This window comes from Litoribacter ruber (assembly GCF_018449405.1).
In the GTDB taxonomy this organism is placed as follows: Bacteria; Bacteroidota; Bacteroidia; order Cytophagales; family Cyclobacteriaceae; genus Litoribacter; species Litoribacter ruber.
The window spans coordinates 19,139-30,080 of record NZ_JAHCMY010000021.1; the positions used below are offsets into that span (position 1 = coordinate 19,139).

9 protein-coding genes are annotated in these 10,942 nt (G+C 43.7%); 3 read left to right on the forward strand and 6 right to left on the reverse strand.

The genetic code is table 11. The annotated features are described in order from the left end of the window. Window positions 1-882 precede the first annotated feature (882 nt). From KI659_RS17735 to KI659_RS17760, 6 genes are all read right to left on the reverse strand, one after another. The gene (locus KI659_RS17735) at window positions 883-1,896 is read right to left on the reverse strand and encodes a hypothetical protein (RefSeq protein WP_213946727.1); all 1,014 of its coding nucleotides are present in this window, start codon (window positions 1,894-1,896) and stop codon (window positions 883-885) included. 638 nt (window positions 1,897-2,534) lie between these two features. Then, window positions 2,535-2,954: a hypothetical protein gene (locus KI659_RS17740; protein ID WP_213946728.1), complete on the reverse strand. Its 420-nt coding sequence runs from the start codon at window positions 2,952-2,954 to the stop codon at window positions 2,535-2,537. Window positions 2,955-2,966: 12 nt separating this feature from the next. Then, the gene (locus KI659_RS17745; RefSeq protein ID WP_213946729.1) at window positions 2,967-4,169 is read right to left on the reverse strand and encodes a hypothetical protein; all 1,203 of its coding nucleotides are present in this window, start codon (window positions 4,167-4,169) and stop codon (window positions 2,967-2,969) included. 1 nt (window position 4,170) lies between these two features. Then, window positions 4,171-4,617: a hypothetical protein gene (locus tag KI659_RS17750; RefSeq protein WP_213946730.1), complete on the reverse strand. Its 447-nt coding sequence runs from the start codon at window positions 4,615-4,617 to the stop codon at window positions 4,171-4,173. 84 nt (window positions 4,618-4,701) lie between these two features. Further along, window positions 4,702-5,073, reverse strand: a complete 372-nt coding sequence (locus KI659_RS17755; protein WP_246535464.1) for a hypothetical protein — start codon at window positions 5,071-5,073, stop codon at window positions 4,702-4,704. 133 nt (window positions 5,074-5,206) lie between these two features. Next, window positions 5,207-5,431: a DUF6140 family protein gene (locus KI659_RS17760; protein WP_213946731.1), complete on the reverse strand. Its 225-nt coding sequence runs from the start codon at window positions 5,429-5,431 to the stop codon at window positions 5,207-5,209. Window positions 5,432-8,300: 2,869 nt separating this feature from the next. On the opposite strand from KI659_RS17760, the gene KI659_RS17765 reads away from it, so the two are divergent. From KI659_RS17765 to KI659_RS17775, 3 genes are all read left to right on the forward strand, one after another. Then, entirely contained in the window at window positions 8,301-8,966 is a 666-nt protein-coding gene (locus KI659_RS17765) for an HAD family hydrolase (protein ID WP_213946732.1), read from the forward strand. Between the two features lie 493 nt (window positions 8,967-9,459). Beyond that, window positions 9,460-10,182, forward strand: a complete 723-nt coding sequence (locus tag KI659_RS17770) for a hypothetical protein (protein ID WP_213946733.1) — start codon at window positions 9,460-9,462, stop codon at window positions 10,180-10,182. Between the two features lie 241 nt (window positions 10,183-10,423). Next, entirely contained in the window at window positions 10,424-10,612 is a 189-nt protein-coding gene (locus KI659_RS17775) for a hypothetical protein (protein WP_213946734.1), read from the forward strand. Window positions 10,613-10,942 lie beyond the last annotated feature (330 nt).

Here is a 10,942-nt window from a genome sequence, read left to right on the forward strand (position 1 = left end):
GCGCGAGGCGTGAAACCAAAGCCTCATCCTACGCGTCGCTTGCGAGTGCTAAACTCCTAAACCAGGCCGCAGGCCGAATAAACTTCTAAACCTCCTTAATCCATTAATCAGTCCTGTTGGGAATAGAGCCCAGCTATTCCAAACAGGACATTAAACCCTTAAACCAAAAAACGTTGCGCTCTTTGCGTTTTCCCTTTGCGCGCGTGGCGTGAAACCAAAGCCTCATCCTACGCGTCGCTTGCGATTGCTAAACTCCTAAACCAGGCCGCAGGCCGAATAACCTTCTAAACTACGCAGTTTAGAAGGTTATTTCCCGATAGCCGCTTCGCGGATCGGGAGGTTTAGGAGGTTAGGGAATGAGAAGGTTGAAGGGTTGAATGGATTAATGGATTAACGTAAGGTACTTACTCTCCTTAATCTCTTAATCAGTCCAGAAGGGAATCTAGCGCAGCTATTCCCTTCTGGGCGTTAAACCATTAAACCAACCCGTGAAAAGGTTGATAGGTTGAATAGAATAAAGGATTAACCAAAGATACCTCCGCTCACTAATCCATTAATCAGTCCTATTGGGACTATAGCGCAGCTATTCCCTTCGGGGCGTTAACCGATTAAACCAACCCGTGAAAAGGTTGATAGGTTGAATAGATTAAAGGATTAACCAAAGATACCTCCGCTCAATAATCCATTAATCAGTCCTATTGGGAATATAGCGCAGCTATTCCCAACAGGGCATTAAACCCTTAAACCAGAAAACGTTGCGCTCTTAGCGTTTTCCCTTTGCGCGTGGCGTGAAACCAAAGCCTCATCCTTGTCGTCGCTTGCGGTTTCTAAACTTCTAAACCAGGCCGCAGGCTGAATAAACTTCTAAACCATCAAACACAACTACCTCTTACCTACTTTCTCCAATATCAATTTGTAAAGATCTTTTACAGTATTTTCATCCTGACTAAATTCATGGGCTAGCTTGGCAAAATCCGGCCTTCGGTTTTCATTTACCAAAAAGATCAATTTATCAAGCAATAGGATCAAACTCTCTTTATCCATATCATCCAGAGATTCATCATCCGATACGGAAGCATCAAAAGGGTGGAGCAAAATTTCTTTTTTTAGAATATCCTTCATGGCGATCTTCATGGAAGGATGCAGTCTTATATCCGCATATTCGGGAATTTTTGCCCCTAACTTCACTACCGCCTCTACCATCTTATCATACCCCACATCTGTCATTGCCGAAAGGACTATTTCCTCTTCCTTCCAGTCTAAAAATAGGGTAGCAAAATGAGGAAATTCTCCGTATTTTTTCAAGGAACAGATTTGAAAATCATCGAAAGTCTTAACATCAAAATCCTTATTAAGCCCACTTTTCTTTATCCCCTGAGTATTGCCAAATGTGACAATTTCAATCAGCTCATCTTTGCCGTTTACAGTTACCGGAATATTGGTAAAGGGCAATAAAGCTGAAAACTTAAGGGGTTCTTTCTGTACAAATTCGTGTAGCTCCTCATCCGTGGTGATGGCCGGGTTAAGCTCTGAAGCATAAAAAAAGATGTCGTTGGGATCAAAACCTCTGAAGGCCCCTATTGGGCCATAAGTCTGATAGCATTGTCCATTGTCGGAAACCATACAGTAAAACATCAAAGCGTCACCATAATCCTGAGCCACTCCGGGACTATACATCAACAATTCTTCCCCAGTGAAGACATCCTGCATGTTAAAGAAATTAGGTGCGGGATTATCTTTTGCCAAAAGAAAAGCAAATCTATAAGGTTTCTGAGCGGCTTTCTGAAGATAGGAATAATCATGTGGCGCCCTATTTTTGACTGAAGAATGGTTTAGGTATTTATGGATCAGACCATTTTCCTTCAGGATTTTAAAAGTAATAAATTGGGCTTTCAATTCCCTAAATGTAGCAGGGGCCAGCTCCCGAAGAACATGCTTAAAGGGTTTGGCTTGCTGGTCAAACTGTTTGTCCAGTCAATCTTTACCTGCCCCATAATACATAATCCACTCCAAAATCTCCTCACCCTTACGACTATGGTCTACACAAAATTTTTCCAGTTGGTTAAAATCCATTGGTAGTTAGTTTTTTTTGTAAAAGTAAAGAATTTTTGACGGGATCCTTAGGTATGACGAAAATGGTGGGACAATGGGACAATACGGAAAATCGGAATCCTGAGCCTAGGTGGGGAGAATCAATTTACAGAACTGACCTCACAACTGAAATCAAATGGCTCTGCATAGTAAAATGGATATAAAAGTGAAAGATTCCTGCTCCCCTTGCCCTCCCGTATGGAAGGCCCTCCTACTCCCGAGGACAGAGCCTCGGGAGGTTACATAAAATTAACAATCGCAAAATTCTCAATCCCGTTTCATTTAAAAAACCAAACCCTCTTCTCCTAGAAATGTACTAGAGAGAAGAGAGTCCAAGTTTAAAATGAAAGGAGTGGAAGCCATACACTGATGATTTTAAAACTCAATTTGCTTTCTGTGACAATTAGGTTAATAAATCCTAAAATATGGCCGGTTATTACTGACTATAGTTTAATATTTGAATTATCTAAGTCTCGACATGTCTGTTTTATATCATTTAATAAACCTTCACTCGTCACGGCTATCTTATCAATTTTTTCTGGGTCGAATTCACCATTTCTCAAGTCATTATACACTTCTCTTCCAGCATTTTTAACCTGGTCAGCAGTATCTGCAAACATTGCAGCTTTTCTTCCTATTGATATAGCAAAATTTAGCTTTTTTCTAAAAATAGAGAGTTGCCAGAAAAATAGTGTAAAGATGAATAGCGTAACATAAGCAAGAAATCCCGCCCCTTGAAATATGTTAAATAGGCAAATTGCCATAATAATTAAAAAAACGTAACCGACATTTTTAAGAAGGTATGAAGCTTTTTCCATTTTAGCTGATTCTTTCCCAATAAATGCACTAAATAACTTGAACATAGCAATTTAAATTTAAATATTAATTTTATTTCCTAAATTATTAAAATAACCAATATAATCCTCTTCTTTCTCCTTATATATTTTTTTAGCATAATATAAAGTTCCTAAACTTATAACTTGAAGAAAAAACCCAATAACCAATTCAGATGTTGGTGCTTTTTGAAATTTGAATCGCTGATCTTTAGCATAATTCAGACCATTATTAATGGAATAAATTATTAAAGAAAAAAGCAAAGATAAAATTAAAGCAGCCTCAATATTTCGGGTTAAGATTAACATAAAGACCCCAACACCTAATAGCAAGTACTTCATGTAATCCATAAACATTGAGTTTATATTCAATTTATCTTTAATTTGATTTAGGTAAATATTATGCCCAATCCATGACAAATCTATATTACCAGAATTTTTAGAATAAATTCCAGACACTTCTTTATAAAATTCTTTCACATTCATAAATCGATTTTGTTCGCTTAACATTAAATCTTCTTTTGACTCCTGTGACTCTTTATATTTTATTAAAAACAATGTCCCCAATATTCCAGGGTATTTAGAAAATATATACATTGCCCCAGTCTGCTTTCTAAGATTCGATAGCTCTGTAAAGCCGTTTGGTGCAAGCACATCGTTTACCACTCTATTTATTGCATGATATTTCATAGGCATTGGGGAGCCACTGTCATGGTTTTCGTTATCCCATGCATCAAATTCCCGAATCATAAACGAGCATACCTCATATAGATAGGTTGTAAATGTATACATTTCAAATGCGGTACGAATGTCCTTACCGTGCAAAGCTTCAAACTCAGCTCTCTGTAAGTATTCCCGAGTAGCCTCTCCAATCAGCAATTTTTTTAAGCGAGGAAGTCTTTCTTCTAAACTCAAGATGTGTTGTTGAATAATTGGTCTTTTAGCTTTTGCAAGTGCCTGTTTTTTAGGAAGCAACTTCATAAGTTGATATTCCTTCTTAATTGAAGAAAAACCTTTTCCCAAAAATTCCACCGCATATCCTGCTACTTCAACGATTTGTCCAGCTCTTTCATCCTTAAATGCCTTAGTGAAGGTTTTGGACATACCTCGAATATCTTTTGAAATAGCCGTAAATTTCTCAGACACTTCAGCCGCCATAGCTGTTATTTCTTCTACATCCTGACGAATTTCGCTTAACAGTTCTTGAAGGTGTTCACTTTGCTTTTCTTGTATAGTTTGATTCATATCAATATTTCATAAAGGTTATAAACATCATGGCTAAATTATCAGAAGCATTTCTTAATTGATCCATTAACTCAGAGCGTTTTTGAATGTACTGAGGATTATCATTTTCAATATCCATGTCTAAAACTTTATCTAAGATTTTATCCACTGTTGAAGAAGCCCTATCTAAGGTCATTTGGATGGTTGTTGCATGGAGTTTAGCTTTTTCAATTCTTAAATCATATTCCTTCAGCTTCAATTCAAAATCAACTTCCATTTGCTTAATTTGAAAATTCAAGCTTTTTACATTTTCAATGGTGGAAGTAATTGCTTGTACCGAATTCAAGACTAACTCACCTGTTTCATTTAATTTTGTCAAGAACACTTCTGCTTTTTCAATAGAAGTTCCTACTTCATAAGTAACTTCTTCAGCTTCTAGATTAATAATCTCGGGATTTTTGTTTTCCATATTTCATCTTTTTTATGTTAGTCTAATCTCAGGACATCTTTAATATCCCCCTATCCGCCCTCTCCAATACCTCCCTCACCAGCTTCACATCCACCCCATGCCTTTCCACATTCCCCGGCACGGCCATCCAGTCTTCCATCCGGCGCTTGCCTTTGGAGATGTTGATGCTGCGGAAACGGCGACGTTTTCGGGGCAGTTGACGAGTTTGGCAATCTGCTCATTGGTGAGGCGATCGCGGTACTGCATGAAGATCTCCTCAGAGGAGCGGATATGTTCGTAGTCATAGGGGTCGCCACCTCTTAGCATCTTGCCGGTGTAGCAGTCGGTGTACAAAGCCACTCCCCCGCCCCGCTGTACGGCTTCGGCATGCATGCGGGCTTTGACACGGGAAAACTCTTTGTCAATCTCTTCACGCCAGTATGGGCGGTTGGGGTCAGGTTTGGTGGGGGTTGACAATTTGTTTATGGTTTATGGGTTAAAGTTTAAGGGGATGGCGGGTTAGATTGCTTCTCCCGACATTTATTCTCTGGAAACACAGGTGGTCGGGATCGCAATGACGGTTAATTGCTCCTCCATTTTAATGATGGAATTATCCCACCTTCACCACCTCCAGGTGGGCGGTGCTCACGGCGTTGGCTTTTCTCAGGTCCACGCCGTAGATACGCTGGAAGGCGTTGACCACTTCCTGGCCCCTGTTGTAGTGCAGGGGATAGTGGGCAGCGGAGGCCATCACCACGTCCACCTGCATGCCTTTTTCCAGGCGCACGCCGTTGTTGAATACAGGGAGCTTGACGGTTATTTTGTAAAGTGCCATGTTGGGGTATGGTTTATAGTTTATGGTTTAGAGGACTGAAAACAAAAATTCATTTACGTTAAAGACCGAAAGAGTAAAAGTTCATTCTTCTGCACCTGGTATTTGCTCAAATATAATTTCACCCCTTATATTTTAGTAGCCCAATGAACAAACACGGGATTCGGATGTACAAAGGGGGTGTTTGGGGGAACGAAAGAGGGATGGAGGATGTCGGATGACCGTGTTGGATGTCGGATGTTGGATGACCGATGACGGATGTTGGGTGTCCATCTTTGGCTTAGATCAGACCACGATCAGAAAAACCAGTCGAGCCTTACAACCAAAGCCTCAACCTTGTCGTCGCTTCGCGGCTTCTAAACTTCTAAACCAGGCCGCAGGCCGAATAACCTTCTAAACTACGCAGTTTAGAAGGTTATTTCCCGATAACCGCTTCGCGGATCGGGAGGTTTAGGAGTTTAGTTGATGAAGGCCTGCCGGACAGGGCTCTTCAACACGTTACCTGGATCTCAAAGCTTCCTCCCCCACTCAACCAGTTGAAGCTTCCCCAGCGCCCAGCGCACCACCCGCAACCACCTTCAGCTTTTTTCGTCGCCTTGCGCCTAAACGCCTAAACCGTCTCGCTGGAGGCACAGCCGACAGCGGACATAAACTCCTAAACAGCGGCGTTATTACATATGGTAAGAAGGTTATTTGCCGATCATCGCTGCGCGGATCTATGAATAGGTTGAAGGGTTGAATGGATTAAGGGATTAACGTAAATAATCTCCGTTTTGCCCCCTTGCCCCCTAAAGGGGGAATTAATTCACGTTTCCCAAACTATTAGTACTTAATCCTTTAATCAGTCCCGCTTGGCACCCAATGCAATTATGCCTAGGGGACGATAAACCAATAAACCACCCCGGGCCCAATCTTCATCTTCGCGCCGCTTGCGGTTTCTAAACTTCTAAACTAGGCCGCAGGCCGAATAACCTTCTAAACTACGGAGTTTAGAAGGTTATTTCCCGATCATCGCTGCGCGGATCGGGAGGTTTAGGAGTTTAGTTGATGAAGGCCTGCCGGACAGGGCTCTTCAACACGTTACCTGGATCTCAAAGCTTCCTCCCCCACCCAACCAGTTGAAGCTTCCCCAGCGCCCAGCGCACCACCCGCAACCACCTTCAGCTTTTTTCGTCGCCTTGCGCCTAAACGCCTAAACCGTCTCGCTGGAGGCACAGCCGACAGCGGACATAAACTCCTAAACAGCGGCGTTATTACATATGGTAAGAAGGTTATTTGCCGATCATCGCTGCGCGGATCTATGAATAGGTTGAAGGGTTGAATGGATTAAGGGATTAACGTAAATAATCTCCGTTTTGCCCCCTTGCCCCCTAAAGGGGGAATTAATTCACGTTTCCCAAACTATTAGTACTTAATCCTTTAATCAGTCCCGCTTGGCACCCAATGCAATTATGCCTAGGGGACGATAAACCAATAAACCACCCCGGGCCCAATCTTCATCTTCGCGCCGCTTGCGGTTTCTAAACTTCTAAACTAGGCCGCAGGCCGAATAACCTTCTAAACTACGGAGTTTAGAAGGTTATTTCCCGATCATCGCTGCGCGGATCGGGAGGTTTAGGAGTTTAGTTGATGAAGGCCTGCCGGACAGGGCTCTTCAACACGTTACCTGGATCTCAAAGCTTCCTCCCCCACCCAACCAGTTGAAGCTTGCCCAGCGCACCACCCGCAACCGCCTTCAGCTTTCTTCGTCGCCTCGCGCCTAAACGCCTAAACCGTCTCGCTGGAGGCACAGCCGACAGCGGACATAAACTCCTAAACAGCGGCGTTATTACATATGGTAAGAAGGTTATTACCCGATAACCGCTGCGCAAATCTATGAAAAGGTTGAAGGGTTGAATGGATTAATGGATTAACGTAAGTAATACCCGTTTTTGCCCCCTTGCCCCCTAAAGGGGGAATTTATTCACGTTTCCCAACCTATTTAGTACTTAATCCTTTAATCAGTCCCGCTTGGCATCCAATGCAATTATGCCTACAGGACGATAAACCAATAAACCACCCCGGGCCCAATCCTCATCTTCGCGCCGCTTCGCGGTTTCTAAACTTCTAAACCAGGCCGCAGGCCGAATAACCTTCTAAACTACGCAGTTTAGAAGGTTATTTCCCGATCATCGCTGCGCGGATCGGGAGGTTTAGGAGTTTAGTTGATGAAGGCCTGCCGGACAGGGCTCTTCAACACGTTACCTGGATCTCAAAGCTTCCTCCCCCACCCAACCAGTTGAAGCTTGCCCAGCGCACCACCCGCAACCGCCTTCAGCTTTCTTCGTCGCCTCGCGCCTAAACGCCTAAACCGTCTCGCTGGAGGCACAGCCGACAGCGGACATAAACTCCTAAACAGCGGCGTAATTACATATGGTAAGAAGGTTATTACCCGATAACCGCTGCGCAAATCTATGAAAAGGTTGAAGGGTTGAAGGGATTAAGGGATTAACGTAAGTAATACCCGTTTTTGCCCCCTTGCCCCCTAAAGGGGGAATTTATTCACGTTTTCCAACCTGTTTAGTACTTAATCCTTTAATCAGTCCAGAAGGGAATCCAGCGCAGCTATTCCCTTCTGGGCGTTCAACCATTAAACCAACCCGTGAAAAGGTTGATAGGTTGAATAGATTAAAGGATTAACGTAAGATACCTCCGCTCAATAATCCATTAATCAGTCCTGTTGGGAATATAGCGCAGCTATTCCAAACAGGACATTAAACCCTTAAACCAAAAAACGTTGCGCTCTTTGCGTTTTCCCTTTGCGCCCGTGGCGTGAAATCTAGCCTCATCCTTGTTGTCGCAAACTTTTCACAGGCACGATAGTCTTAAATGAATGCAAGAAACAATGGACAATATAAAAGCAGTACTATTTGACCTGGACGGGACGCTGATAGATTCGGAATGGTTTTATTATAAGGCCTATAGGAGTACGTTGAGGCTTTATGGGCGTGAACTCAAAAGTGAGGATTGGCTGAAGGAGTTTGCCGGGAAAACGGACGGGCAGACTTTTGGGCTTTTGCAGGATAAGTATGGTGTAAGGGATGAAAAGGAGGTTTTCTTCGACAAGGTTCGGGAGTTTATAAAGATTCAACATGAGGAGGAAGCCGTTCCCTTGATGCCAGGGGCCACCGACCTGATCCATTACCTTTGGGACCAGCAGGTGGTGATGGCAGTGGTGACATCCAGCAAACGGGAGGTGGCCAATTACCACCTGGACAAAAACGGTGTCAGGCATTTCTTTTCGGCCCTGATCTCACGTACAGAGGTGCAGAACCCCAAGCCGCACCCCGAACCATACCAAATGTGCATGGAAAAACTCAATGTGGCTCCCCAACACTGCCTGGCCCTGGAGGACTCCCCCACCGGTTCCGCCTCTGCCAGATCCGCAGGCCTGACAACTTTCGGAATCAATACCCATGAATCCATCCGCAAATCTCTTGACGCGGACAGGGTTTTTGACAACCTGCATGAAGTGAGGGAGTTTTTGGAAAACTGGTAAATGAGATGGGTTAAGGTTATTTCCCGATAATCGCTTCGCGGATCTATGAATAGGTTGAAGGGTTTAACGGATTAAGGGATTAACGTAGGATACTTCCGCTCCCTAATCCATTAATCAGTCCAGAAGGGAATCTAGCGCTGCTATTCCCTTCTGGACGTAAAACCTTTAAACCAACGCGTGAAAAGGTTGATAGGTTGAATGGATTAAGGGATTAACGTAGGAGACTTCCGCTCCCTAATCCATTAATCAGTCCAGAAGGGAATCTAGCGCAGCTATTCCCTTCTGGACGTTAAACCTTTAAACCAACGCGTGAAAAGGTTGATAGGTTGAATGGATTAAGGGATTAACGTAAGATACCTCCGCTCCTTAATCCCTTAATCTGTCATGGAAGGAATGTAGCGCAGCTATTCCCTACGGGCATTAAACCATTAAACTATCGCTCCAATATTTATCCTTATATTTGCCACCTAAATCCCCCTAAACCCCACCTTTGATGACACTCCCAAGTAACAGAGCTCAGCTTCCCTCCTCTGGGGACAATAGGAACTTGATGCTGGAGATCAAGGCGCTGGAAAATGAGTTGAACCGTATTCAGAAAGAGGTTCAGGGGCTGACAGGAATGATTCAGTCCAGGTTGGAGAAGGAAATCAGGAGGGTGAACGAATTGAAGGCTCTTTATAAGGAGCAGAAAAAAGCCAAAAAGGCAAAGCGCCTGGAGCAGAAAATGAGGGGCAAGAACTATCAGCCGCCCACTGGCGTGGTGATGCAGCATCACAGCCAATTCTCACCTGCCGAATTAAAAAAACCACACATCGAGCTCAGGAAATTATACAAGGAAGCCATCGTGCAGTTTCATCCTGACAAGATGGGAACTTCAGGGGATAAGGATGCCCTCGAGCGCGCCACTGCTATTACCCAGGAACTCAACCGAATCTACCAAAATGGTGATGTGGATGAACTGTTGGACTTTTATCATGCCATCCTACAGGATCAGCCGGTTTCGGCTGCAGGCAACAGCCCTAAACTTCCTAAAGAGGATAGGGAATTTCTGTTACGAAGGAAAGGGTCTTTGCAGGAGAGGCTGGCTGAGGTAAAGCAAAGTTATCTGTACCTGGTGTTGATCAGCTACGAGGACCCTCTTCAATTTGTAAAGGAATTGAAGGAGCAGTTTCTGGAAAGGATCAAGGTACTGGAGAAAAGAACGAGGAAGGGTTGAGGTCGGATGTTGGAAGTCCGATGTCGGATGTCGGATGTTGGATTTCGGATGTGGGATGTCGGATGTTGGATATGCAATTATGCCAGGGGGACATTAAACCATTAAACCACTAATTCGTCGCTTTGCGATTCCTCCTAGCGAATTTTGCTAGAAACTCTTGACGCCCCTTGCGTGAAACTTCCCTTAGCAGGGCATTATTTTTGAAAGGTATTGCTAATTCACACACCACTTCACATTTGAGATGAATCAGAAAAGAATTTTTGGGCCCTTGCTTACACTTTTGGGCATTGGGGGGCTAATTTATGGCGCTATTTTGTTTTTGGATGAACAGCAGGGAGACTGGAAGACCACCTTGGTGTTTTTCGTCCTCGGACTGATCTTCTTCAGCTCCGGCCTGGGGCTGATTAAAAGGACGGACGACAAGTCTTAGAAAGTACGAAGGGAAATTGGTCACAAAGGACACCAAGTTCAAAAGAAGTACACAAAGGCTTCTTCGCAACAAATATTATAAATACGAAAGATAAAAACCTAGAGGATTATAGGTCAACCACGTACTTTTAATAATATAAGATGCTTGCCCGCTACGCCACGGCGCACAGGCGTGGCGGGAATAATGAAGTATACTTTCGTTACACTGATGCGCCATCCGAAGAGCGAAGCTCCGAAGGAGGGCGACGCGTGTAGAGACGTTGGATTGCATCATATGGACAAAATGGCTATCAACAGCCTCTGTTGCTAGAATACGTGGTACCTGGTACCT

What these genes read in the sequence shown, in the direction of transcription:
- KI659_RS17750 (WP_213946730.1), bottom strand. Translation starts at nt 4,617, where the DNA reads ATGGAAAACAAAAATCCCGAGATTATTAATCTAGAAGCTGAAGAAGTT.
- KI659_RS17740 (WP_213946728.1), bottom strand. Translation starts at nt 2,954, where the DNA reads ATGTTCAAGTTATTTAGTGCATTTATTGGGAAAGAATCAGCTAAAATG.
- KI659_RS17770 (WP_213946733.1), top strand. Translation starts at nt 9,460, where the DNA reads ATGACACTCCCAAGTAACAGAGCTCAGCTTCCCTCCTCTGGGGACAAT.
- KI659_RS17745 (WP_213946729.1), bottom strand. Translation starts at nt 4,169, where the DNA reads ATGAATCAAACTATACAAGAAAAGCAAAGTGAACACCTTCAAGAACTG.
- KI659_RS17775 (WP_213946734.1), top strand. Translation starts at nt 10,424, where the DNA reads ATGAATCAGAAAAGAATTTTTGGGCCCTTGCTTACACTTTTGGGCATT.
- KI659_RS17765 (WP_213946732.1), top strand. Translation starts at nt 8,301, where the DNA reads ATGCAAGAAACAATGGACAATATAAAAGCAGTACTATTTGACCTGGAC.
- KI659_RS17760 (WP_213946731.1), bottom strand. Translation starts at nt 5,431, where the DNA reads ATGGCACTTTACAAAATAACCGTCAAGCTCCCTGTATTCAACAACGGC.